22 protein-coding genes are annotated in these 23,868 nt (G+C 62.9%); 18 read left to right on the top strand and 4 right to left on the bottom strand.

Annotation, left to right across the window (positions count from 1 at the left end; all coding sequences use genetic code 11):
• Nucleotides 1–12: 12 nt before the first annotated feature.
• From ACZ41T_RS07265 to grxD, 10 genes are all read left to right on the top strand, one after another.
• Nucleotides 13–633 (top strand): hypothetical protein, encoded by a 621-nt coding sequence (locus tag ACZ41T_RS07265; protein WP_464923795.1) that lies wholly within the window; start codon nt 13–15, stop codon nt 631–633.
• A gap of 6 nt (nt 634–639) precedes the next feature.
• On the top strand, nt 640–1,566 hold the full coding sequence (locus ACZ41T_RS07270; protein ID WP_464923796.1) for a TauD/TfdA family dioxygenase: 927 nt from the start codon (nt 640–642) through the stop codon (nt 1,564–1,566).
• A 29-nt stretch (nt 1,567–1,595) separates the two neighbouring features.
• Entirely contained in the window at nt 1,596–2,846 is a 1,251-nt protein-coding gene (gene hemA, locus ACZ41T_RS07275; RefSeq protein ID WP_464923797.1) for a glutamyl-tRNA reductase, read from the top strand.
• Complete coding sequence (gene prfA, locus ACZ41T_RS07280; protein ID WP_464923798.1) at nt 2,843–3,925, top strand: peptide chain release factor 1; 1,083 nt, start codon at nt 2,843–2,845, stop codon at nt 3,923–3,925. Before hemA ends, prfA begins: the two co-directional genes overlap by 4 nt.
• A 3-nt stretch (nt 3,926–3,928) precedes the next feature.
• Nucleotides 3,929–4,792, top strand: coding sequence for a peptide chain release factor N(5)-glutamine methyltransferase (gene prmC / locus ACZ41T_RS07285; RefSeq protein WP_464923799.1), 864 nt, complete (start codon nt 3,929–3,931; stop codon nt 4,790–4,792).
• Between the two features lie 152 nt (nt 4,793–4,944).
• Complete coding sequence (locus ACZ41T_RS07290; protein WP_464923800.1) at nt 4,945–5,532, top strand: hypothetical protein; 588 nt, start codon at nt 4,945–4,947, stop codon at nt 5,530–5,532.
• A gap of 3 nt (nt 5,533–5,535) precedes the next feature.
• On the top strand, nt 5,536–5,808 hold the full coding sequence (locus tag ACZ41T_RS07295) for an HPr-rel-A system PqqD family peptide chaperone (protein WP_464923801.1): 273 nt from the start codon (nt 5,536–5,538) through the stop codon (nt 5,806–5,808).
• The gene (locus tag ACZ41T_RS07300) at nt 5,805–6,725 is read left to right on the top strand and encodes an HprK-related kinase A (protein ID WP_464923802.1); all 921 of its coding nucleotides are present in this window, start codon (nt 5,805–5,807) and stop codon (nt 6,723–6,725) included. The genes ACZ41T_RS07295 and ACZ41T_RS07300 overlap by 4 nt, the downstream gene beginning before the upstream one ends.
• 4 nt (nt 6,726–6,729) lie before the next feature.
• On the top strand, nt 6,730–7,827 hold the full coding sequence (locus ACZ41T_RS07305) for a nucleotidyltransferase domain-containing protein (RefSeq protein WP_464923803.1): 1,098 nt from the start codon (nt 6,730–6,732) through the stop codon (nt 7,825–7,827).
• Nucleotides 7,828–7,891: 64 nt separating this feature from the next.
• On the top strand, nt 7,892–8,212 hold the full coding sequence (gene grxD / locus ACZ41T_RS07310) for a Grx4 family monothiol glutaredoxin (RefSeq protein ID WP_464923804.1): 321 nt from the start codon (nt 7,892–7,894) through the stop codon (nt 8,210–8,212).
• 75 nt (nt 8,213–8,287) lie between these two features.
• Here grxD and ntrC read toward each other — a convergent pair whose 3' ends face one another.
• From ntrC to glnA, 4 genes are all read right to left on the bottom strand, one after another.
• Nucleotides 8,288–9,706, bottom strand: a complete 1,419-nt coding sequence (ntrC, locus tag ACZ41T_RS07315) for a nitrogen regulation protein NR(I) (protein WP_464923805.1) — start codon at nt 9,704–9,706, stop codon at nt 8,288–8,290.
• Complete coding sequence (gene glnL / locus ACZ41T_RS07320; protein ID WP_464923806.1) at nt 9,703–10,803, bottom strand: nitrogen regulation protein NR(II); 1,101 nt, start codon at nt 10,801–10,803, stop codon at nt 9,703–9,705. The genes ntrC and glnL overlap by 4 nt, the downstream gene beginning before the upstream one ends.
• 48 nt (nt 10,804–10,851) lie before the next feature.
• Complete coding sequence (locus ACZ41T_RS07325) at nt 10,852–11,322, bottom strand: DUF4124 domain-containing protein (RefSeq protein WP_464923807.1); 471 nt, start codon at nt 11,320–11,322, stop codon at nt 10,852–10,854.
• 119 nt (nt 11,323–11,441) lie between these two features.
• Entirely contained in the window at nt 11,442–12,851 is a 1,410-nt protein-coding gene (glnA, locus tag ACZ41T_RS07330) for a type I glutamate--ammonia ligase (protein WP_464923808.1), read from the bottom strand.
• Between the two features lie 399 nt (nt 12,852–13,250).
• On the opposite strand from glnA, the gene ACZ41T_RS07335 reads away from it, so the two are divergent.
• The 8 genes from ACZ41T_RS07335 (at nt 13,251) to ACZ41T_RS07370 (ending at nt 23,868) form a co-directional block, all read left to right on the top strand.
• Nucleotides 13,251–13,706 carry a rhodanese-like domain-containing protein gene (locus tag ACZ41T_RS07335; protein WP_464923809.1) on the top strand — a complete coding sequence of 152 codons (456 nt, stop codon included), beginning with the start codon at nt 13,251–13,253 and terminating at the stop codon, nt 13,704–13,706.
• Nucleotides 13,707–13,751: 45 nt separating this feature from the next.
• Complete coding sequence (gene aroE / locus ACZ41T_RS07340) at nt 13,752–14,552, top strand: shikimate dehydrogenase (RefSeq protein WP_464923810.1); 801 nt, start codon at nt 13,752–13,754, stop codon at nt 14,550–14,552.
• Complete coding sequence (mtgA, locus tag ACZ41T_RS07345) at nt 14,549–15,250, top strand: monofunctional biosynthetic peptidoglycan transglycosylase (RefSeq protein ID WP_464923811.1); 702 nt, start codon at nt 14,549–14,551, stop codon at nt 15,248–15,250. The genes aroE and mtgA overlap by 4 nt, the downstream gene beginning before the upstream one ends.
• A 409-nt stretch (nt 15,251–15,659) precedes the next feature.
• Nucleotides 15,660–16,088 carry a hypothetical protein gene (locus tag ACZ41T_RS07350; RefSeq protein WP_464923812.1) on the top strand — a complete coding sequence of 143 codons (429 nt, stop codon included), beginning with the start codon at nt 15,660–15,662 and terminating at the stop codon, nt 16,086–16,088.
• A 61-nt stretch (nt 16,089–16,149) separates the two neighbouring features.
• Nucleotides 16,150–17,523: an IS1182 family transposase gene (locus ACZ41T_RS07355; RefSeq protein WP_464921300.1), complete on the top strand. Its 1,374-nt coding sequence runs from the start codon at nt 16,150–16,152 to the stop codon at nt 17,521–17,523.
• A 421-nt stretch (nt 17,524–17,944) separates the two neighbouring features.
• Nucleotides 17,945–20,485: a DEAD/DEAH box helicase family protein gene (locus ACZ41T_RS07360; RefSeq protein WP_464923813.1), complete on the top strand. Its 2,541-nt coding sequence runs from the start codon at nt 17,945–17,947 to the stop codon at nt 20,483–20,485.
• Between the two features lie 8 nt (nt 20,486–20,493).
• Complete coding sequence (locus tag ACZ41T_RS07365; RefSeq protein ID WP_464923814.1) at nt 20,494–21,327, top strand: KilA-N domain-containing protein; 834 nt, start codon at nt 20,494–20,496, stop codon at nt 21,325–21,327.
• Nucleotides 21,328–21,330: 3 nt separating this feature from the next.
• Nucleotides 21,331–23,868 (top strand): N-6 DNA methylase, encoded by a 2,538-nt coding sequence (locus tag ACZ41T_RS07370; RefSeq protein WP_464923815.1) that lies wholly within the window; start codon nt 21,331–21,333, stop codon nt 23,866–23,868.

A 23,868-nucleotide genomic window follows, 5' to 3' on the forward strand; every position in this document is an offset into this window, starting at 1 on the left:
AGGAAAACGCTCATGGTCAAACCCGTCAAAGTACGCACCATCTGGTTCAAGAGGGACGGCGAACGCAGCGCCGGGGAAATCGCCAGCGCGGTTGCCTCGACCATCTGGCGCGTCGCCGACAAGGCCGTCGACAACCTCGGCCGCGAAAACTACGACATCATCACCCAGGCGCGCGGGTTCAAGCTGATCGCCGAATTTGTCGCCTTCCTGTCGCATTATTGCGACCGCATGGCCTATTCCTCGCAGACGCCCGAGCGCCGCGTCGAAGTGCTGCAGGCGATCGCCAACCGGCTGGGCGAGGTGATGGAGGAAAACATCATCGAGTCGGTCGGCCCCGATCCCGGCCGCAACTTCAAGGCCGAATTCATCGACTTTCTGAACCGCCGCTTTGCCGACTACGCCGAGTTCGAGTTCCCCGACGACGACAAGGCCAGCTTCCCCGCACTGCGCTTCCTCGGCCTGCAGATCCGCGAGGAGATGGGCGACGACGACAAGACCTGGATCATGGACCAGATCATGGACATCGAAATGCCCGAGATGATGGGCACGGTGAGAAAGAGCTTCAAGGGCCTGCTGTCCGACGCGCCGGTCAAGCGCGGTTTCGGCTCGCCCGACATGCTGCCCCCAGAGTAATTTCAAATGCCGTCGCCGTTCGATCTGGCCAACGAGAGCGGCTACCGCGCCTGGCGCGCTGAACGGCTTGCCGCCTACCCGCGCAGCGTCGACGAACTGGTCGTGCCGCTGGCCGATCCGCGCCATCTCACCCCGGACGAAATCGACGCCCTCGAAACCCGCTGCGCGCGCGCCAACATGGCGATCTACAGCGCGCCGCACCTGCCCGCCGCCGACAAGTCGCTGCCCGGGCAATTGGCGCAACAGCTCGGCCTGGTCCGCCTGGAAGGCAACTACCTCGCCGACGAGGACGGGCTGTCCAGCATCACCCCGGCGGACGACGAGGGCAGCGTGCGCGGCGAGTTCATCCCCTACACCCGCAAGCCGATCAACTGGCACACCGACGGCTACTACAATGCGCCCGACCGCCGCATCCTCGGCATGACCCTGCACTGCGCGCAGGACGCCGAAGAAGGCGGCGAGAACGCCCTGCTCGACCATGAAATCGCCTATATCCAGCTGCGCGACGCCAGCCCCGATTACGTCGCCGCGCTGATGCAGCCCGACGCGATGACCATCCCCGCGCGCATGGACGAGGACAACATTGCCCGGGCAGCGCAGCGCGGGCCGGTGTTCGCGATCGACCCCGAGCACGGCTTTCTTACCATGCGCTACACCGCGCGCACCCGCTCGATCGTGTGGAAGGCCGACGCCGTCACCCAAGCCGCGGTCAGAACCCTGGCCGGCATTCTCGCCGGCTCGGAATACATCCTCACCGCCCGCCTGCGCCCCGGCATGGGCCTCGTCTGCAACAATGTGCTGCACACCCGCAACGGATTTTCCGATTCCCCCCAACACCGCCGCCTGCTCTACCGCGGGCGCTATCACGACCGCCTGCGCTTTGATTTGAATCCACCCGCGCGCGCAGCTTGGACGGCGGGTAAAGTAAAATAGCAGTCTTCATTTTTCGGCCATCTGCCGTCATGCAGCTTCTCGCCCTCGGGGTCAATCATCACACCGCGCCGCTCGCCATCCGCGAGCAGGTGGCGTTCGGCCCCGACAAGCTGGTGCAGGCACTGCACGAACTGACGCAGAGCCGGCGCGCCTCGGAAGTCGCCATCCTGTCGACCTGTAACCGCACCGAACTGTACGTCAACACGCCCTCCCCCGACGACGTGGCGCAATGGCTGGCCGATTTCCATCACATCGAACGGCGTGAACTCGCGCCCTACCTGTATGCGTTGCCGCGCGAAAAGGCCGCGCAGCACGCCTTCCGCGTCGCCGCCGGACTCGACTCGATGGTGCTGGGGGAGACGCAAATCCTCGGCCAGATGAAGCAGGCGGCACAGGCCGCCGAGGAGGCCGGCACCCTCGGCCTCTTGCTGCACAAGCTGTTCCAGCGCACCTTCTCGGTCGCCAAGGAGGTGCGCAGCAGCACCGAAATCGGCGCAAACTCGGTATCGATGGCCGCGGCAGCGGTGCGCCTGGCCGAGCGCATCTTCCCCAGCATCAAGGATCAGGCCTGCCTGTTCATCGGCGCCGGTGAGATGATCGAGCTGTGCATCACCCACTTCGCCGCGCAGCACCCGCGCCGCATGACGGTGGCCAACCGCACCGCCGAACGCGCGCGCCCGCTGGCCGAGCGCTTCGGCGCCGGGGTGATCCCGCTGACCGCGCTGCCCGACGAGCTGCCGGCCTACGACATCATCGTCACCTCCACCGCGAGCCCGCTGCCCATCCTCGGCAAGGGCATGCTGGAGCGCGCGATCCGGCAGCGCCGTCACCGTCCGATTTTCATCGTCGACCTGGCGGTGCCGCGCGACGTCGAGGCCGAAGTCACCGACATGGACGACGTCTTCCTCTACAGCGTGGACGACCTGGGACAGGTGGTGCGCGAAGGCATGGACAACCGCGTGGCGCAGGTGGCGCAGGCCGAGGCGATCATCGAGACCAGCGTCGAAAGCTTCGTGCACTGGATGGAGGGCCGCGAGCTGGTGCCGGTGATCCGCAGCTTGCGCGACACCGCCGAGCGCCACCGCCGCCACGAAATCGAAAAGGCGGAAAAGGCGCTGGCGCGCGGCGACGACCCGCGCGCGGTGCTCGAATCCCTGAGCCACGCCCTCACCAACAAACTGCTGCACGCCCCGACCCACGCACTCAATCACGCCCACAGCGACGAGCGCGACCAGTGCGCCCGCTACATCTGCCAGCTCTACGGGCTGCATCACGAATGAAATCATCCCTGGCCGACAAGCTCGCTCGCGCCGACGAGCGGCTGGAGGAACTCGACGCCCTGCTGTCGCAGCCGGAAATCGCCGGCGACATGGACAGCTACCGCAGGCTCACCCGCGAACATGCCGACCTCACCCCGGTGGTGGCGCTGTATCGCCAGTACCGGCAGGCCGAGGCCGACCGGGAAGCCGCGGGCGAAATGCTGGCCGACCCGGAGCTGCGCGAGCTCGCCGAGGCCGAGATCGCCGCCACCGAAGCGAAAATCGCGCAACTGGAAACCGAACTGCAAACCGCGCTGCTGCCGACGGATCCCAACGACGAGCGCAACATCTTTATTGAAATCCGCGCCGGCACCGGCGGCGACGAATCCGCGCTGTTCGCCGGCAGCCTGTTGCGCATGTACACGCGCTATGCCGAGCGGCAGGGCTGGAAGGTCGAAGTGGTGTCGGAAACCCCCGGCGAGGTCGGCGGCTACAAGGAAGCCATCCTCCGCATCGTCGGCCACGGCGCGTATTCACGGCTGAAGTTCGAATCCGGCGGCCACCGCGTCCAGCGCGTACCGGAAACCGAATCGCAGGGCCGCATCCACACCTCGGCCTGCACGGTGGCGGTGATGCCGGAAGCCGACGAAGTCGGCGAAGTCGACATCAACCCGGCCGACCTGCGCATCGACACCTACCGTGCCTCCGGCGCGGGCGGCCAGCACATCAACAAGACCGATTCGGCGGTGCGCATCACCCACCTGCCGACCGGGCTGGTGGTGGAATGCCAGGACGACCGCTCGCAGCATCGCAACCGCGCGCAGGCCATGAGCGTGCTGGCGGCGCGCCTGAAGGACCGCGAAATCCAGGCGCAGCACGCCGCCGAGGCGAGCACCCGCAAGGGGCTGGTCGGCAGCGGCGACCGCTCCGACCGCATCCGCACCTACAACTTCCCGCAGGGACGCATCACCGACCACCGCATCAACCTCACGCTGTACAAGATCGACGCGGTGATGGACGGCGACCTCACCGAACTGCTGGATGCGTTGGCGGCCGAACATCAGGCAGAGCTGCTGGCGACGCTCTCAGGTGAGGGGTAAGGCGTGAGGCATGAGGCAGCGACGGTTGCCGGCCTGCTCGACGACGCCACTGCCCGCATCGCTTCCGCGCTCGGCCTTGCGCACCGCGACGCGCGGCTCGACGCCCGCGTGCTCGCCGCGCATGTTTTGGGGGTGGACACCGCCTGGCTGATTGCGCACGACACTGACCCGCTCGCGGACACGCACGCCGCAGCGTTTGAATCCCTGTTGACGCGCCGCCTGGAAGGCGTGCCCATCGCCTACCTTGTCGGCACGCGAGAGTTCTACGGCCGCCCGTTCCAGGTTTCGCCCGGCATCCTGATTCCGCGCCCCGATACCGAACTGCTGGTCGATCTGGCGCTGGCGCGCAAGCCGCCCGATCAGGCCATGGACGTGCTGGATCTGGGTACCGGCAGCGGCTGCATCGCCATCACCCTGGCGCTGGAACGCCCGCTCGCGCGCGTCACGGCGGTGGATCGCTCCGCCGCGGCACTGGTTATCGCCGAGCGCAATGCCGACATCCTCAACGCCCATGTCGAATTTTTGACCAGCGACTGGTTCGCCGCGCTCGCCGGACGGCGTTTCGACCTCATCGTCGGAAACCCGCCCTACATCGCCGCCGCCGATCCCCACCTGACGCGCGGCGACGTGCGTTTCGAGCCCTTGACCGCGCTGGCCGCCGGCCGGGACGGCCTCGCCGATCTGCGCCAGCTGACCGCCGCCGCGCGCAATCACCTCAGCCCCGGCGGCGTCCTGCTGCTGGAACACGGTTACGACCAGGCGGACGCCGTCCGGGCCCTGTTGCGCGAGAGCGGCATCCCCCGCCCCCAAAGCTGGCCCGACCTGGCGGGCATCCCGCGCGTCAGCGGCGGCGAACTGTCGGAATAATTTACACTCGTCGCGTGCGGGGAGCGGCCCGGAACCGCCGCAAGCATTGTGCAATGGTCATTCCAGGATGGTTGGATGTATATTGGTGTGATTCTTGCTGTCTGTCAATTCAATATTGTTGGATAGCATCCAAACGATTATCGAGGCCTGCCATGTCCGATCACACACCCGAAACGCAAGACACCCCGCACGAGGCATCGCAAGGCGATTCGGTCGACCAATCCCGTCGCCGGCTGACCGGCGCCGCGCTGGGAGTTTCAGCGGTTTTCACGCTGGCCAGCCGCCCGGTATGGGCCAGCCAGTGCACCATTTCCGGCATGGCATCCGGCAACCTGTCCAACCCCCAGGAGATATGCGGAGGGGGCACGCCGGGATACTGGAAAGCGGCCGTCCACCTGGATTCCTGGGGACCGACCGGCTTCACCCCCATCAGCAAACCCGGCAATCCAGCCGAAACATTCAATGAAGTCTTCAGCGTCACCCAGTACGTCAGGAACGATGGCCGCGCTTACACCTTGCTGGAAGTAATGCGGGAGTTGAATGGCAATGGCGACCCGATATCAACCAATCTGGGTTTCCATGCGGTTGCCGCATTGCTGAATGCAGCACATCCAGCGGTTAACTTCGGCTACACCTCGGGCGAGTTAATCGAACTTTTCCAAAGCAACTACCTGACCAACCCGGAAAAGTTGAAGAACTCGCTCGCCATGTTGAACGAGCGCGACTGCCCATTGAACTGATCAATGACGTGTACTTCCTCCAACCCGTCACGCCTGCTTAAAATCTGGGGAGACGAAGCGGTCGCCTACGATGCGGCATCGGGCGACACCCATTACCTGAAGCCGCTGACCCTGGCGCTGTATCAAACCTGCCGTGACCATCCCGGCTATAGCTCGGACGAGCTGGTAGCCGCCCTGGCAAGCCGCCTCGGGGTGGCGGACACGCCGCAACTCCATGAACTGATTGAAGACACGCTCGCCGGCCTGCGCAAAATCGGCCTGCTGGAATCCATATGAAACTGCTCCAACTGCCTCGCGTCGAGCTGCGACGGCAACTGGCTGACGCAGGGGTGTGGCTGCGCACCGGGCCGTTCTCGCTCAAGCTGCAGTCGCGCATTCCGTTCGTGGCCGATGGCCTGGCCGAGCTTTACGGCCAGTTCGAGGTGCGCAACGTGCGTGAAGCCTTCGCCGACTTCCACGTCTCGGTAAACCCGCCCGCCAGCCTGCGCCGCTGGCTGCGCCCCCAGGCCACGTTTTCGTTCGACGGCATGCACCCCTTCAAGCCATTGCCGCGCGACCAGGCATTTCCGATGCTGGAATGGGGACTCAACTGGTGCGTATCGACCCAGGCGCATCAATACCTGATCATCCATGCTGCCGTGGTGGAGAAGAACGGCCTGGCGGCGATCCTGCCCGCCCCGCCCGGCTCCGGCAAAAGCACGCTGGCGGCCGGGCTGGCGCTCTCGGGCTGGCGCCTGCTGTCGGACGAACTCACCCTGATCGACCGCAGGACCGGCCTGATTCAACCGCTGCCGCGGCCCGTCAGCCTGAAAAACCGGTCGATCGACGTCATTCGCCAGTTTGCTTCGGACGCCTACATCAACCGCCCCTCGCACGATACGGTCAAAGGCACGGTGGCGCACATGCGGCCGCCCCGCGACAGCGTGCTGCGCCAGCACGAAACGGCACGCCCCGGCTGGGTGATTTTCCCCAAATGGGAAGCCGGCGCGCCGGCCACCCTCACGCCGCGCTCACAGGCGCAGACCTTCATGTTCCTGGCGCAAAACGCATTCAACTACAGCCACCTGGGCGTTGACGGCTTCCGCGTCGGCACCGCGCTGATCGGCCAGACAGACTGTTACGATTTCCACTACAGCGCATTGGACGATGCCATCGCCGCATTCGATCGTCTGGCCGGGCGCCGCACGTCCTGAAACCATGAAACCCCTATCCCGCAACCTGCTTTCCCGCACCCTGCGCACGCCCGAGATTACCGCCCGCTTTTCCATGAGCGAATGGGACATGCTGGTACGGCAGGCTCGGGCGGCAGGACTGCTGGCGCGCCTGGCGCACCGCTTTCGCCGGCACGGGCTGGCGGCGGCAATCCCTGAGGCGGCGCGCTGGCATTTCGATGCCGCCGAAACGCTGGCCGACAAACAGCGCACGGCGGTGCGCTGGGAACTGCAACAGCTTCGCGCCGCGCTGGCCGATCTCGACAGCCCGCTGATCGTGCTCAAGGGCGCGGCCTACGTCGCCGGCAACCTGCCCGCCGCGGCGGGGCGGATGTTCAACGATATCGACATTCTGGTGCCGCGCGAGCGACTGCCGCAGGCCGAGTCCGCGCTGATGCTGGCAGGCTGGCACGCCGGCGGCCTGTCCGAATACGACAAGCGCTACTACCGCCGCTGGATGCACGAAATCCCCCCGCTGCAGCACGTCCAGCGCGCCACCGTGATCGACGTGCATCATGCGATCCTGCCCGACACCGCGCGCTACCATCCGGATCCCGCCAAACTGCGCAGCCGCGCCGTCGCGGTGGAAGGCCTGCCCGGCATCCATGTGCTGGCAGCGGAAGACCGCATCCTGCATTCCGCCACGCATTTGTTCCACGACGGCGAATTGCCGCACGGCCTGCGCGACCTGACCGACCTCGACCTGCTGCTGCGCGACGCCGCTGTGGGTCCCGATTTCTGGCCGCGCCTGACCGCGCGCGCCGGTGAACTGCAGCTGGGCCGCTCGCTGTTCTATGCCCTGCGTTATCTGCGCCATTTTCTCGACACGCCGATTCCCGCAGGCGCGACGGCCGCCCTCGATGCCGCGGCGCCCAATCACGCCACGCTCGCGCTGATGGACAGCATCTTCACCCGCGTGCTGGCCCCCGACCACGCAAGCTGCGCCGACGCCTTCACCCCGACTGCGCGCCTGGCCGCTTTCGTGCGCGCCCACTGGCTGCGCATGCCCGTGCATCTGCTGGTTCCGCATCTTTTTCACAAGGCCTTCGTCAGCCCCTATCAGCGCGCTCCAAAAGCGGCTTGACGCCGGCCGCAGCGTGCGTATAATTCCCGAGCATTCAAGTCAAGTATTATTCAGGAGCCCCGAGATGACCGCGCTAGACCGCATTCGTGACCAAGTCACCACCAACACCGTCGTGCTGTACATGAAGGGCACGCCCCAGTTCCCGCAGTGCGGCTTTTCGTCGCGCGCGGCACAAGTGCTGCAGGCCTGCGGCCTGAAGGATTTTCTGGCGGTCAATGTGCTGGCCGACCCGGAAATCTTCGAAAACCTGAAGTACTACGCCAACTGGCCGACCTTCCCCCAGCTCTACGTCAAGGGCGAGCTGGTCGGCGGCTGCGACATCATGATCGAGATGTACCAGAAGGGCGAAATCCAGAAACTGCTGGAAGAAGCGCAGGCCGCCTGACGCCGCGCCCGGAATGCAAAAAAGCCGACTGCGTGTCGGCTTTTTCGTTGCCCCGCCGTCAGCGTTCCCGAACAATCATCTGGCTGCATCCGCCTCGGACACGGCGTCCATTCCCAGTTCGTGAATCTTGCGCGTCAGGGTGTTGCGGCCCCAGCCGAGCAGGTGCGCAGCCTCGATGCGCCGCCCGCCGGTATGGCGCAGCGCCACCTCGATCAGCGTTTTTTCATAGGCCTGGGTGAGATCGTCGAGAATCGCCGCCTCGCCGCGCGCCAGCCGTGCGCTCGCCTCGGCCGCCAGGCTTTGCAGCCAGTCGCCCGCTTGCGGCACGACGTTGCCCTGCATCAGGTCGGCGGGCAGATCGCTTGTCTCGACCACCTGGCCGGGTGCCATCACGGTCAGATAATGGCAGACGTTTTCGAGCTGGCGCACGTTGCCCCTCCACGGCAGGTTGACCAGCGTCCTGAGCGCGGCCTCCGACACCCCCTTGGCCTCCATTCCCAGCTCGCGCGCGCTTTTTTGCATGAAATGCCGCACCAGCAGGGGGATGTCCTCGCGCCGCTCGCGTAGCGCCGGCAGCCGCAGGCGGATGACGTTGAGGCGGTGGAACAGGTCCTCGCGAAACAGCCCTTCGCGCACCCGCACCTCCAGGTCCTGGTGGGTGGCGGCGATCACCCGCACGTTGACCTTGATCGGCGTGTGCCCGCCGACGCGATAGAACTGGCCGTCCGACAACACCCGCAGCAAGCGGGTCTGCAGTTCGGCCGGCATGTCGCCGATCTCGTCGAGGAACAGGGTGCCGCCATCGGCCTGCTCGAAGCGGCCGCGCCGCTGCGCCGCCGCGCCGGTGAAGGCGCCGCGCTCGTGGCCGAACAGTTCGGACTCCAGCAAGTCGCGGGGAATGGCCGCGGTGTTCAACGCAATGAACGGACCGCCGGCGCGCGGACTGTGGCGGTGCAGGGCACGCGCGACCAGCTCCTTGCCGCTGCCCGATTCGCCGGTGATCAGCACGGTCGCGTGCGACTGGGCGAGGCGTCCGATGGCGCGGAACACTTCCTGCATCGCCGGCGCCTGGCCGAGCATTTCGGTCATCGGCGCCTCGCTCGGCGCCGGCGCGTCGCGGCTGGCATTTTCGGCCAGCGCGCGCCGCACCAGCTCCAGCGCCTGATCGACGTCGAACGGCTTCGGCAGATATTCGAACGCGCCGCCCTGAAACGCCGCCACCGCGCTGTCGAGGTCGGAATACGCGGTCATGATGATGACCGGCACCTTGGGCAGGCGCTCCTTCAGCGCCTGCAGCAATTCCAGCCCGGACACGCCCGGCATGCGGATGTCGGACAGCACCGCGGCGGGCGTGCTGCGTTCCAGTTCGCGCAGCGCGTCGCTGGCCGAACCGAAGGTCATGCACGGAATATCCTCGCGCAACAGGGCTTTTTCCAGCACCCAGCGGATGGAGCGGTCATCGTCGATGATCCAGACGCAGCTTGGTTTCGTCATGGCGTTGGGGTGGGAAGCGGAAGAAAAATCGAAAATACAGTATGGCCGGGGCGGCTTTCGCAGTCGATGGTGCCGTGGTTTTGCGCGATCAGCGTCTGCGCCACCGCAAGCCCGAGGCCGCTGCCGCCCTCGCGCCCGGATACCAGCGGATAAAAGATCTGCTCGCGGATTTCTTCGGGGATGCCGGGGCCATTGTCGATGATCTCGACCCGCAGGCCCAGCCGGTAGCGGCGGCTTTCCAGCGTGATCTGCCGCGCCACCCGTGTCCTGAAGACAATTTCGCCCTGGCCGTGCCCATGCCCGTTACCGTGCCCATGCCCGTTACCGTGCATTGCCTGCACCGCATTGCGCGCGATATTGAGCGTGGCCTGGATCAACTGCTCGGCGTCGGCGCGGATTTCCGGCAGGCTGACGTCGTAGTCGCGGCGCAGCGCCACGCTCGGTGTTTCGGCCAGGATCAGGCTGCGCACCCGCTCCAGAACTTCGTGGATATTGACCGCACCAAAACGGGGCATGCGGTGCGGCGTTAGCAGACGCTCCATCAGCGACTGCAGGCGGTCCGATTCCTTGATGATGACCTGGGTGTATTCGCGCAGGCTCTCGCGCGGCAGTTCGTACTCCAGCAATTGCGCCGCGCCGCGAATGCCGCCGAGCGGATTCTTGATTTCGTGCGCCAGGTTGCGCAGCAGGTCGCGGTTGGCCTCCTGCTGCAGGCGCGCCTGCTCCAGCCGGGCGATGCGCAGATGGGGATCGACCGCCCGCATCTCGATCAATACCGCATGCAGCGGCGTATCCAGCGGCGAAATGCTGCACCCCAGGCGAATCGGCGGATGGCCGCTCACCGCCACGTCGAGCTCGTATTCGACGACGGTTTCCTGCTCGCTGCGCGCGGTCCGGATTGCCGCGCGCAGCGCGGGACTGCGTTCAAACACATGATCGGCGGCGTCTCCGGCCAGCAGCGCGCCCGATACGCCGAGCAGCGTTTCGGCAGCCGGATTGACGTACAGGACGCGGTCGTCCGCATCCAGCACCAAGGCGCCGGTGGACAGGCAATCAAGTCCGGAAAATTCGCTTGGAGAAGGCGGCATCATGCTCATTCACTCACTGGAAGCACTGATTGTGCCAGAGCAAGTGGAGCCGGGCGTTTACTTCAGATTGGCCAGTTCGCGCTGGATCGAGGTGACGTTCTGCTCGTGCTGCTGCACGGTGGCGCGCAATTTCTTCACGCGATTGAGATACGTTGCGTCGGTCGCGCGCTCGCCGGGCTGCAACCGCTCGCCCAGCGCCAACTGGCGGCGCGCCTCGTCGGCATTGCGGCGCTCGCCGGCAAGTTCGTCCTGCAGCACCTGGCGGCGGATATCGTCGCGGCGTTTCTGCGTGCCGGCATCGATGCGCGGAAAATCCGCCGGGCTGGGATTGTAGGACGCCCCCCGGGGTGTTTTGTCACGGTTCGCGAGCGGCGCCGGTGCGCCCGGCAATTCGATGCGTTTGGCGCCCTTCCTGTAGACATCGGTAAACGTCACCTGGCCGTTTTCGTCGACGTACTTGTAGATTTCCGCCTGCACGGGCGCAGCCAGAATCAGACACAGCAGGAAGGAAAAGCGGGCGGTTGGCATGGGATCAAGTTTAACGTGCCCACTTGCTAACGGCCAAAAACCGGCAATCTTGACCGCCTGCCGGGCGCACCCACAAAAAGGGGCGGCCGAAGCCGCCCCGCCTGCTGCATGCGCCGCGATTACAGCGAGTAATACATCGCGAATTCGGCCGGATGCGTGGTCATGCGGAACTTGGTGACATCCTCCATCTTCAGTTCGATGTAGGCATCGATCATGTCGTTGGTGAACACGCCGCCGCGGGTCAGGAAGCCGCGATCCTTGTCGAGTTCGTCCAGCGCCATGTCCAGGCTGTGGCAGACCTTCGGGACCAGCGCCTCTTCTTCCGGCGGCAGGTCGTACAGGTTCTTGTCCGACGGGTCGCCGGGGTGAATCTTGTTCTGGATGCCGTCCAGGCCCGCCATCATCAGCGCGGCAAAGCACAGATAGGGATTGGCCATGGGATCGGGGAAGCGGGTTTCGATGCGGCGGGCCTTTTCGCTGGCTGCGATCGGAATGCGGATCGACGCCGAACGGTTGCGTGCCGAGTACGCCAGCATCACCGGGGCCTCGAAGCCGGGCACCAGGCGCTTGTACGAGTTGGTCGACGGGTTGGTGATCGCGTTCAGCGCCTTGGCGTGCTTGATGACGCCGCCGATGTAGTACAGGCACATCTCGGACAAACCGGCATAACCGTTGCCCGCGAACAGGTTCTTGCCGTCCTTCCACAAGGACATGTGCACGTGCATGCCGGAGCCGTTGTCGCCGACGATGGGCTTGGGCATGAAGGTCGCGGTCTTGCCGTAGGCGTGGGCGACGTTGTGCACGATGTATTTCAGGATCTGCGTCCAGTCGGCGCGCTTGGTCAGCGTGCTGAACTGGGTGCCGATCTCGCACTGGCCGGCGGTGGCGACTTCGTGGTGGAACACTTCCACCGGCACGCCGGCTTCTTCCAGCGCCAGCACCATGGCGGCGCGGATGTCCTGCAGGCTGTCGACCGGCGGCACCGGAAAGTAACCGCCCTTGACGCCGGGACGGTGGCCGATGTTGCCGGCCTCGAATTTTTCAGCCGACGACCAGGCCGCTTCCTCGGAATTGATTTTCACGCCGCAGCCCGACATGTCTTCGTGCCAGGTGATCGAATCGAAGATGAAGAATTCGGGTTCGGGGCCGAAGTAGGCGGTGTCGGCGATGCCGGTGGATTTCAAATACGCTTCGGCGCGGCGGGCCACCGAGCGCGGGTCGCGCTCGTAGCCCTTGCCGTCGGACGGCTCGATCACGTCGCAGGTCAGGATGATCGTGGGCTCGTCGAAGAAGGGGTCCATGTAGGCCGTATCGGGGTCGGCTTTCAGCAGCATGTCGGAAGCCTGGATGCCTTTCCAGCCGGCAATCGAGAAGCCGTCGAAGGGATGGCCATCCTCGAACCACTCCTCGGTCACCAGACGCGCGGGAATCGACACGTGCTGCTCCTTGCCGCGGGTGTCGGTAAAGCGCAGGTCAGCGAACTTCACTTCGTTGTCCTGAATCATCTTGATCACGTTTTGCACATCCATGCTGAATCTCCTCAAACTGAAGTAAATAACGGCACCACGATGGAGTGCCGCAATGATTTATTAAAACTTTTTGAAAACTTTTTGGTACTTAGCAGCAACCGTGCCATGTATGAAATCGAACTTGAGTCATTGTGCCACAAGGCCCTTGCCACGGGATAGCACGGCCCCGCTTTCGTCGACGCACCATTACCATGCATCAAGGACATTTGTTGCACCACCTTGGTGCAAATTGAGCCGGACAGTGAATTTCAAATTTCATATACTGGGATTAACCCAGATCGTTGGGGCGCGTAGGGTGCACTCCGTGCACTGTTTGACGTCCGAAGGTGCATGAGTGCACCCTGCGCAAAGCATCTCGCCCGAATGAGCAATCTGGCTGTAACAATAAAGGAGCCCAACATGGGACGCATCACCGAGCTGCTTGACACCGCCCACAGCCGCAGCCGGGCGCATTCCTGGTCTTTTGCGGGCGCCATGCTGCCGCACGAAGCGCACGAATTGAGGCAGCTCGCACCCGGGGCGCGCCTGATCGACGTGCGCTCGCGCGCGGAACTCGAACTGTGCGGCGTCATTCCCGGTGCACTGCATGTCGAATGGCAATCCTGGCCGGGCTGGGTGCTCAACCCCCACTTCATGGCACAGCTCACCCAGGCCACCGATCCGGAATCGCTGCTGATCTTCATCTGCCGCAACGGCGTGCGTTCGCATTCTGCGGCCGACGCCTGCACCGAGGCCGGTCGCGGCAATTGCTACAACGTGCTGGAAGGCTTCGAAGGCGACCTCAACAAGGCCACCGGCCACCGCAATGAGATCAACGGCTGGAAATACCGCGGCCTGCCCTGGACCCAAAGCTGAACGGAAAACCCGACGCAGCCGCTTAGCCGCTAAAATACGGCCGCCATGACCGACCGCTACGCCGTATTCGGGCACCCGATTGCCCACTCCAAATCCCCGCTGATCCACGCCGCCTTTGCCCGCCAGACCGGGCAGGACATGACGTACGAGGCGATCCTCGCGCCGACCGACGGCTTTGCCGACAGCGTGGCGCAGTTCATCGCGGCGGGCGGGCGCGGCGCCAACGTCACCGTGCCGTTCAAGGAGCAGGCGTTTGCGCTGGCGAACCGCCTCAGCCCGCGCGCCGAACACGCGGGGGCGGTGAACACGCTGGCGTTCGATGCCGGCGGCATTTTCGGCGACAACACCGACGGCGCCGGACTGGTGGCCGATCTCGTCCGCAACCTGCGCTGCCCGCTTGCCGGCAAACGCATCCTGCTGGTGGGGGCCGGCGGCGCGGCACGCGGGGTGATCGGGCCACTGCTCGACCAGCAACCCGCAGCGCTCGTCATCGCCAACCGTACCGTCAGCCGCGCCCAGGAACTCGCCGAACAGTTCGGCCACGGCATCCGCGCATGCGGCTTCGATGGCCTCGACACGCCCTTCGACCTCGTCATCAACGCCACCGCCGCCAGCCTGGCCGGCGAACTGCCGCCGCTGTCGCCGCGCCTGTTCACCGCCGACACCCTGGCCTACGACATGATGTACGGGCGCGACACCCCCTTCCTCGCCTTCGCGCGCGCGCACGGCGCGGCCACCGCCGACGGCCTCGGCATGCTGGTCGAACAGGCGGCCGAAGCGTTCTATCTGTGGCGCGGCGTGCGCCCCGACACCGCCCCCGTCATCGCGAGCCTGCGCGCAGCATGATGAAAAAAGTGTTTGGCTGGATCGGCAAGGGCGTCGCCCTGGCGATCGCGCTGGTGCTGCTGTATCAGCTTTGGATCTTCGCGCATGTGCTGTGGTGGATCGACCATAACCCCACCTCCACCGCCTTCATGGCGGCTGGCCTTGCGCGCCAGCAGGACAAGAACCCCGACGCCGAGCTGCGCCACAAGTGGGTGCCCTACGACCGTATTTCCATCCACCTCAAGCGCGCCATCGTCGCCGCCGAGGACGCGAAATTCCTCGAACACGAAGGCTTCGACGTCGAAGGCATCCAGGCCGCCGTCGAAAAGAACCTGAAGAAGGGAAAACTCGTTGCCGGCGGCTCCACCATCAGCCAGCAGCTCGCCAAGAACCTGTTCCTCTCCGGCGAGCGCAGCTTCATCCGCAAGGGCCAGGAAGCGGTCATCACCCTGATGATCGAAGCCACCTGGAGCAAGCGGCGCATCCTCGAGGTCTATCTCAACGTCATCGAGTGGGGCAACGGCATCTACGGCGCCGAAGCCGCCGCCCGCCGCTATTACAAAACCTCCGCCGCCAACCTCAACCGCGACCAGGCCGCCCGCATGGCCGCGATGGTGCCCAACCCGCGCCTGTACGAGCACAACCGCGGCTCGCGCACGTATCAGCGGCGTGTTGCGGTCATCAAGCGCTACATGGGTTACTCGCAGGTGCCGCGCTGAGCCGAGTTGTTTTAGGCTCCTCATTTACTGCCGCCCTGAATGAGTGAAGCGTGACGTGAAGAGTCGGCCTCTGTCACTAATCGGGGAGCCCGACCGTCTCTTGTTCGGCCAAGCGGCCGGTGGGTTCTGGGCCGACTTGGTCCGCAATCTTGGTCCGCAATGCTGTCTTGAGCAGGAACTGATCAGGGCTCACGCTGAACGGCAGCTTTCCATTACAGCGAACGCGTACTCTCGACCCTGAACAGTCGGCCAAACAGATGCGTGCGAAAGTCAGGAACGAAGCAAGAAGCAGAAATTCTGGACATAAGCCAAGGCATTTGCGTATTCTGGGGCTGCGAGAAGTGTCCGGACCGGTGGGTCCGTTGAATAACTATTAGAGCTTTCAGGCCGTATGCTCACACTTCCAATCATGACAAATACCGACTGGCTTACTCTTGCACTAGTTGTCATCACAGGGTTCTACGCTTGGGCGACACTCAAAATTCTTCGCGCAAACGAGGCCATGGTTTCAACGATGAGAGACCAACAGAACGCTGCGATGCGCCCCTACATTCTCGTTTCAACAAATCTGAGAATGGGAACACAGCTTCTCTACCTGTCGATCAAGAACGTAGGTAAAACTGCAGCTCTTAATCTAAAACTCTCTCTCGATAAGAGCTTCTATCAGCTCGGAGAAAAGCGTGAGGAACGCAATATTGCCAACAGCGCCGCGTTCTCGCGCACCATCGATAGCCTGCCACCAGACGGGCAACTTCTTTTTTTGTTGGGCAACGGCCCTACACTCTACAGCGGCTCGAATATTGAAGAACTCTCGCCGCTAGCAGCCTGTCGGACTTGAACCCCCAATTCGTCTTCCAATCCGCGATAATCCCGCTATCGAATCCGAGCCCCTCCATCGCATGAGCCGCTTCCGCCCGATCGACCGCAAGACTGCCTACCTGCTGCCGCCCTCGGTCGAAGACTGGCTTCCCCAAGACCACCTGGCGCGTTTCATCGTCGAAGCCATCGAACAACTCGACCTCACCGAACTGACCCGCGTCTATGCCGGGCGCGGCAGCGCCGCCTACCACCCTGAAGTCCTGCTCAGCCTGCTGGTTTACGGCTACGCCACCGCCACCTTCTCCAGCCGCCGCATCGAACGCGCCACCTACGATTCCGTCGCCTTCCGCTACCTCGCCGCAGGCAGCCACCCCGATCACGACACGCTCGCCAGCTTCCGCCGCCGCTTTCTTGAAGAACTCGCCGGCGTGTTCCTGCAAGTGCTCGAACTGGCGAGCGAGATGAAGCTCCTGAAGCTGGGGACAGTCAGCCTCGACGGCACCAAGGTTCACGCCAACGCCTCCCGCCACAGTGCGCTCTCGCACGGCCACATCGTCAAGCTCGAAACCCAACTCAAGGCCGAAGTACAAGACCTGCTGGCGACAGCCGAAGCCGCTGACCAGGCCGACATCCCGGATGGCGTGAATCTGCCCGCAGAAATCAAACGCCGTGAAGACCGGCTGGCCGTCATGGCCGCCGCCAAAGCCAAGATCGAAGCGCGTGCCCGAGCCCGCTTCGAAGCGGAACAAGCGGCTTATGAAACGAAGCTCGCCCAGCGAGCCGCACGCGCAGCGGAATCAGGCAAGAAGCCCAGCGGCAAGCCGCCCCAGCCGCCGACGCCGGAACCCCGTCCGGAAGACCAGATCAATCTCACCGACGAGGAATCCCGCATCATGAAGATTGCCGGCGGCGGCTTTGAGCAGTGCTACAACGCTCAGGCGGCGGTCGATGCGCCGACGATGCTGGTAGTGGCGGCATCACTCACGAATGCGGGCAACGACAAACAGCAGGTTCAGCCGATGCTGGACAAGCTCGGTGCGCTACCCGCCAGCCTGGGCACAGTCGATGCCCTGCTGGCTGACACGGGCTATTGCAGCGCGAACAACATCACCGCTTGCGAAGAAGCTGGAGTTGAACCTTACATTGCCGTCGCCCGCGAAGATCACCATCCCGGCTGGCGCGAGCGTTTCACCGAGCCGCCGCAGTTGGAAGCGGACGCCACGCCGATGCAAAAGATGGCGCATAAACTCAAGACCAAACTGGGGCGGATGCTGTATGCGCTGAGGAAGCAGAGCGTGGAACCGGTGTTTGGCATCATCAAATCGGTGATGGGGTTCAGGCAGTTCTTGCTGCGTGGTTTGGAGAAGGCGAAGGGCGAGTGGACGCTGGTATGTCTGGCGTGGAATTTGAAACGCATGGCCGTGTTGCGCCAGAAATCCGTCCCAAGCGCCTGAAAAGAGCAGAAACCCGTTCAAATTTGATACCGATGCGGCGATGAACGACTAAAAATGCCTAAATATTGTGCAAATACCGTCCCGGCGGGGAAATTGCTGCCGTGCGGGGCTCCAAGTCCGACAGGCTGCTAGTATTTCAAGTTACCGCGTCATACATGTCGGGATCAGAAACAATATCCGAAACCTCGACCGTCGATCTTCGGCCATACATCAACACAGATGTTCCGCATGACCCAATCGTCGAAGAACTTGGAAAACTGCGTGCAGAATTCGTGAAGCTATCCAAAGCACTAGAAGCAAAGCTCTAACATGGCGCTGAACCTCGCTTTCTTCGGTGGCTGGGCGCTGCGTGAAAAAACGCACAGCACCGGTCACCTCTACGTTATGCCGCTTGACCACCATTCCAGGAACAGCACCCTGAATGTCCGATAAAGAAGCCACCGCCCGCATCAAGATCAACAAGCTGCTCGAAGCGGCCGGCTGGCGGTTTTTCCAGGATGGCGATGCGCTCGCCAACATTCGCCTTGAACCCAGCGTCAAAATCAATTCCACCGACCTGGACGCGCTCGGCGCCAACTTCGAGAAAAGCACAAAAGGCTTCGTCGACTTCCTCTTGCTCGATGCCAAAGGCTTTCCGCTGCTTGTTCTCGAAGCCAAAGCCGAAGACAAAAATCCGCTCGTCGGCAAAGAGCAGGCGCGCAAATACGCCAAGTCCCAGAACTGCCGCTTCGTCATTCTTTCCAACGGCAACCTGCACTACTTCTGGGACCTCAATCGCGGCAGCCCCTACGTCATCACCTCGTTTCCGACGCCGGACTCGGTCACCGGCTACCAGAAGGTCACGCCCAATCCGCAGCGATTGATCGAAGAACTGGTCGGCGAGGACTACATCGTTCGCACCCAGCGCCCGAACTACGCATCCGAAGCCGCCTGGCAAAACGAAGCGGAGCGCCCAGGCTACATCCAGGCCAACAAGCTGCGCTTTCTCCGGCCGTATCAGCTCAAGGCCATCCACAGCCTTCAGGCCGCAGTCGGCGATGGCAAAGACCGCTTCCTATTCGAGATGGCCACCGGCACTGGCAAGACCCTGACCGCCGCCGCCGTCATCAAGCTGTTTCTCCGTTCTGGCAACGTGCGGCGCGTCCTGTTCCTTGTGGATCGTCTTGAGCTGGAGGATCAGGCCAAGAAGGCCTTCGCTGCAGTGCTCTCCGCCGATTTTCAGACGGTGATCTACAAGGAGAACCGGGACGACTGGCGACGCGCCGAGATTGTCGTCACCACCGTGCAATCCCTGCTCTTCAACAACAAGTACCAGAAGCTCTTCTCGCCGACCGACTTTGACCTCGTCATCTCCGACGAAGCGCACCGCTCGATCGGTGGCAACGCCCGTGCGGTGTTTGACTACTTCATTGGTTACAAGCTCGGCCTCACCGCCACGCCGCGCGACTACCTGCGCCGGTTCGACGGCGCAAACCCCGGCACCCGCGACCCGCGCGAGGCCGAGCGTCGCCTGTTACTCGACACCTACCGCACCTTCGGCTGCGAGAACAGCCAGCCAACCTTCCGCTACTCCTTGCTCGATGGCGTGAAGGAAGGCTTCCTGATCAACCCGACCGTGGTGGACGCCCGCACCGAGGTCACCACCACGCTGCTCTCCGAAGAGGGCTTCGTCGTCTCGTTCACCGATGACACCGGCGAGGACCAGCAGCAGGCCTTCAAGCAGCGCGAGTTCGAGAAACGTTTCTTCGCCGACACCACCAACCAGCTTCTCTGCAAGACGTTTCTGGAAAACGCCATGCGTGACCCGGTCAGCAGCGAAATCGGCAAGTCGATCATCTTTGCCGTCAGCCAGAACCACGCCGCCAAGCTGGCGCAAATCCTCAATCAGATGGCCGACCGCATGTTCCCCGGCAAGTACCAGTCCGACTTCGCGGTGCAGGTCACCTCCCAGATACCTGATGCCCAGCAGTTCACCATCAACTTCGCCAACAACAACCTGCTCGGCTCCGGCAACTTCATCCCCACCTACAAAACCAGCAAGGCGCGCATCTGCGTGACGGTTGGCATGATGACCACTGGCTACGACTGCACCGACATCCTCAACATCGGTCTCTTCCGCCCAATCTTCTCGCCCACCGACTTCATCCAGATCAAGGGTCGTGGCACCCGCAAGCACGACTTCCGCGAGGTGCTTTTCGACGACACCATCAAGGAAGGCGTGCAACAGCCCATCAAAACCGCCTTCAAGCTCTTCGACTTCTTCGCCAACTGCGAATACTTCGAGGAAGAGTTCAACTACGACGAAGTGCTGAAGCTGCCGCCGCCCAAGGGCAAGGGCAGCGACGACGGGGGCGGCCAAGGCCCCGTGGTCGTGGGCGGGATCTATGAGCACCTCGGCGCCGACATCCTGGCTTCAATGCGTGTCGAGCAGATCACGGCCGAAGGCATGAAGATCGACCGCATGTTCTTCGAGAAATTTGAAGACGTGATCCGCGCCAATGACACCGTCGCCTCCGCAGTCGAAGCGGGGCAGTGGGATCGCGTCATCGACTACGTCAACCGCGAGGTCTTCGACAAACCCGAGGAGTACTACACCCTCGACAAGCTGCGTAAAGCCGCCGCTGTGGACCGCCGCCTGACCCTGCGCGAAATCCTGGAAAAGGTCTTCGGCCTGATCCCACGCTTCAAATCCAAAGATGAGTTGCTGGAGGAAGAGTTCTCCAAGTTCGTCGCCGACCGCGTGCCCGCGCCGCCCTCGGCCATCCCGGCTATCAAGACCTACTTCAAGGCTTACGTCACCAGCAACCGGGTGCGCGACATCATCGAGAGCAAGCAGTTCACCGATCTGGCGACCAACCCGTACTTCACCACGCATGATTTCAGAGCCGTGCCTCAGCCCTACCGCACGCTCGTCCCTGAATACATCAAGGACTATGTCTCCTTGAATCAATTTGTCGCTTAGGAATAACCATGAGCAAAGTCAAGAAAAACACAATCGAAGTTCAGGGAGCTCCCGTCGCCATTATTTCTCAGAACCAGCAAGACAGCATCTGTCTGACCGACATCGCCAAATTCAAGAATCCCAATCATCCGGACGATGTGATCCGCAACTGGCTACGCAATCGCAATACCGTGGAGTTCCTCGGGATATGGGAGCGGCTCAACAACCCGAATTTTAATCCCGTCGAATTCGACGGGATTAGGATGCAGACGGGGCTGAACAGCTTCGTCCTCACACCCAAGCAGTGGATCGAAAAAACCGGAGCGATGGGCCTCACGTCGAGCGCTGGCCGCTACGGCGGCACCTACGCCCACAAGGACATTGCCTTCGAGTTCGCCTCCTGGGTCTCCGTTGAGTTCAAGCTCTACCTCATCAAGGAATTCCAGCGTCTCAAGGAAGACGAAAGCCGTCGCCTGTCGCTCGCATGGAACCTGAACCGCACCCTGTCCAAGCTCAATTACCGCATCCACACCGACGCCATTGCCGCGCACCTGATACCCGCCGCAGTCACGCCGGCGCAAGCCGCCATCACCTACGCCAGCGAAGCCGACCTGCTCAATGTCGCCCTATTTAGTCAGACCGCGAAACAATGGCGCGACGCCAACCCCAAGCTGGACGGCAACATGCGCGAATACGCCAGCGTCGAGCAACTGCTGGTACTGGCCAATATCGAAGGGATGAACGCCGAGTTCATCCACATGGGACTGACACAAGGGGATCGCCTCACACGCCTTAACGAAATCGCTATCCGCCAGATGCAGGTGCTCACCTCCGCATCGGCAATCAAGCAACTCAAGGGATAAGCCGTGCTCGACACCACCACCAAACGTCGCATCGACACCGCCCGCGACATCCTCGTCGGCAAAGTCCCCGATCCCAAGTCCCAGGTCGAGCAGATCACCATCGCGCTGATCTACAAATTCATGGACGACATGGACGCCGAAAGCGAGGAACTCGGCGGCAAGCGCAAGTTCTTCACCGGCGACTTCGCCCGCTACGGCTGGGCCAAGCTCATGGCGCCCTCGCTCGGCGGTCACGAGATGCTCGGCCTCTACGGAGAAGGCATTGCCAAGATGCCCGAAAACCCTGGCATCCCCGCGCTCTTTCGCGACATCTTCAAGAACGCCTACCTGCCTTACCGCGACCCCGAAACGCTCAAGGCCTTTCTCAAGATCATCGACGAGTTCAGCTACGACCACAGCGAGCGCCTCGGCGACGCCTTCGAGTATCTGCTCAGCGTTTTGGGCAGTCAGGGCGATGCCGGCCAGTTCCGCACCCCGCGCCACATCATCGACTTCATGGTCGAGGTTCTCGCCCCGCAGAAAAACGAGACCATTCTCGACCCCGCCTGCGGCACTGCCGGCTTTCTCATCTCCGCCTACAAGCACATCCTGCGCACCAATGCCGACGCCAAGGGCCACAGCACCCTCACCCCCGATGAAAAGGGCCGGCTCGCCAAGAACTTCAAGGGCTACGACATCTCGCCCGACATGGTGCGCCTCTCGCTGGTGAACCTCTACCTGCACGGCTTCACCGATCCGCACATTTTTGAGTACGACACCCTCACCTCCGATGAACGCTGGAACGAATTCGCCGACGTTATCCTCGCCAACCCGCCCTTCATGTCCCCGAAAGGCGGAATTAAGCCCCACAAGCGCTTCTCCATCCAGGCCAAGCGCAGCGAAGTCCTCTTCGTGGACTACATGGCCGAGCACCTCACGCCCACCGGCCGCGCCGCCATCATCGTCCCCGAGGGCATAATTTTCCAGAGCCAGACCGCCTACAAAGACCTGCGCAAGATGCTCATCGAAAACTCCCTCGTCGCCGTTGTCTCGCTCCCTGCAGGCTGTTTCAATCCCTATTCCGGGGTGAAGACCAGCATCCTCATCCTCGACAAATCTCTCGCCCGTCAGAGCGACACCATCGCCTTTTTCAAAGTGGAGAACGACGGCTTCGGCCTCGGCGCCCAGCGCCGCGCCATCGAGAAAAACGACCTCCCGCAAGTCCAGGCCGAACTCGCCGCCTACCTCCAAGCCCTGCGCTCCAAAGCTTCCACTGAGACCATCCTTTCCGTCACGTCCACCGCCCAGATCGTGTCGAAAGAAAAGATCGCCGCGAATGGCGACTACAATCTCAGCGGCGAGCGGTATCGGGAGGGGGCGGCTCGCGCTTCATTTTTCCCAAACGTCCCACTTGGCGAAGTGTGCGACCTCATCGGCGGTGCCACCCCGTCCAAACAAGACGAGTCCTATTGGACAAACGGCTCCGTGAAGTGGATTTCATCGAAGCACATTGACGAACGCGGTGTCATCACCGCTTACGAACTCATTTCCAAGAAGGCCGTTGAAGAAACCTCGACACGAGTTGCTCCGAGAGGATCGACCATCATCATCACTCGTGTCTCGGTCGGAAAGTTTGCGTTTGCGGACGATGACTACGCCATCAATCAAGACCTCACGGCACTTGTCTCGAAAGACAATGAGCACCTCGACCCAGAGTTCATCCGCGTCGCTGCACACCACATCGCTGATGTGGTTGAGCGCAATGCGGTGGGAATCGGTGTTCGTGGAGTGACGCGGAGTTTTCTCTCCGGACTCCAAATCCCCCTGCCGCCGCTGGACGTGCAGAAAGAGATCGTGGCGGAGATCGAGGGCTACCAGAAAGTCATCAACGGCGCCCGCGCCGTCCTCGACCACTACCGCCCCTACATCCCCATCCACCCTGACTGGCCGATGGTGGAGTTGCGCGAAATTATCGATGAGCTGGTGTCAGGTGTGAGCGTCAATTCCACCAACACGCCAACGAACAAAGGCGAGCTTGGCATCCTGAAAACGAGCTGCGTGACAACTGGCATCTTCCAACCCGAAGAGCACAAGACCGTCGTTCCTGACGAGCTGACGAGAGTGCGATGCCCGGTCAGGGAAAACACCATCATCATCAGCCGAATGAACACGGAGGCATTGGTTGGCGCGAACGCTTATGTCGACAAAGACTATCCGCACCTCTTCCTGCCTGACCGTCTTTGGCAAACCGTAATAACTCGCCCCGATGTTGAAGTGCGCTACATCCAAACCGTGCTTGCCTCCGATTCTTGCCGAAGCCGCATCAGCGCGATTTGTGGTGGAACCAGTGGCAGCATGAAGAACATTGCGAAGCCCCAGTTGCTTTCAATTACGGTCCCTCTCCCGCCCCTCGCCACACAGCGGGCGATCGTGGCGGAGATCGAAGCCGAGCAAGCGCTGGTGGCCGCCAACCGCGAGCTGATCACCCGCTTCGAGCAAAAGATCCAAGCCACCCTCGCCCGCATCTGGGGTGAAGCCGAGTCGGTTCCGGCGGAGGGTTGA

Source organism: Thiobacillus thiophilus (assembly GCF_055378705.1).

Bases quoted from the DNA above. Each gene is read 5' to 3' on its own strand.
- aroE (WP_464923810.1), top strand. From the start codon at position 13,752: ATGACCGACCGCTACGCCGTATTCGGGCACCCGATTGCCCACTCCAAA.
- prfA (WP_464923798.1), top strand. From the start codon at position 2,843: ATGAAATCATCCCTGGCCGACAAGCTCGCTCGCGCCGACGAGCGGCTG.
- ACZ41T_RS07295 (WP_464923801.1), top strand. From the start codon at position 5,536: ATGACGTGTACTTCCTCCAACCCGTCACGCCTGCTTAAAATCTGGGGA.
- grxD (WP_464923804.1), top strand. From the start codon at position 7,892: ATGACCGCGCTAGACCGCATTCGTGACCAAGTCACCACCAACACCGTC.
- ACZ41T_RS07360 (WP_464923813.1), top strand. From the start codon at position 17,945: ATGTCCGATAAAGAAGCCACCGCCCGCATCAAGATCAACAAGCTGCTC.
- ACZ41T_RS07325 (WP_464923807.1), bottom strand. From the start codon at position 11,322: ATGCCAACCGCCCGCTTTTCCTTCCTGCTGTGTCTGATTCTGGCTGCG.
- glnA (WP_464923808.1), bottom strand. From the start codon at position 12,851: ATGGATGTGCAAAACGTGATCAAGATGATTCAGGACAACGAAGTGAAG.
- ACZ41T_RS07305 (WP_464923803.1), top strand. From the start codon at position 6,730: ATGAAACCCCTATCCCGCAACCTGCTTTCCCGCACCCTGCGCACGCCC.
- ACZ41T_RS07365 (WP_464923814.1), top strand. From the start codon at position 20,494: ATGAGCAAAGTCAAGAAAAACACAATCGAAGTTCAGGGAGCTCCCGTC.
- ACZ41T_RS07335 (WP_464923809.1), top strand. From the start codon at position 13,251: ATGGGACGCATCACCGAGCTGCTTGACACCGCCCACAGCCGCAGCCGG.
- ACZ41T_RS07300 (WP_464923802.1), top strand. From the start codon at position 5,805: ATGAAACTGCTCCAACTGCCTCGCGTCGAGCTGCGACGGCAACTGGCT.
- mtgA (WP_464923811.1), top strand. From the start codon at position 14,549: ATGATGAAAAAAGTGTTTGGCTGGATCGGCAAGGGCGTCGCCCTGGCG.
- ntrC (WP_464923805.1), bottom strand. From the start codon at position 9,706: ATGACGAAACCAAGCTGCGTCTGGATCATCGACGATGACCGCTCCATC.
- hemA (WP_464923797.1), top strand. From the start codon at position 1,596: ATGCAGCTTCTCGCCCTCGGGGTCAATCATCACACCGCGCCGCTCGCC.
- ACZ41T_RS07290 (WP_464923800.1), top strand. From the start codon at position 4,945: ATGTCCGATCACACACCCGAAACGCAAGACACCCCGCACGAGGCATCG.
- ACZ41T_RS07350 (WP_464923812.1), top strand. From the start codon at position 15,660: ATGACAAATACCGACTGGCTTACTCTTGCACTAGTTGTCATCACAGGG.
- ACZ41T_RS07270 (WP_464923796.1), top strand. From the start codon at position 640: ATGCCGTCGCCGTTCGATCTGGCCAACGAGAGCGGCTACCGCGCCTGG.
- ACZ41T_RS07355 (WP_464921300.1), top strand. From the start codon at position 16,150: ATGAGCCGCTTCCGCCCGATCGACCGCAAGACTGCCTACCTGCTGCCG.
- glnL (WP_464923806.1), bottom strand. From the start codon at position 10,803: ATGAGCATGATGCCGCCTTCTCCAAGCGAATTTTCCGGACTTGATTGC.
- ACZ41T_RS07265 (WP_464923795.1), top strand. From the start codon at position 13: ATGGTCAAACCCGTCAAAGTACGCACCATCTGGTTCAAGAGGGACGGC.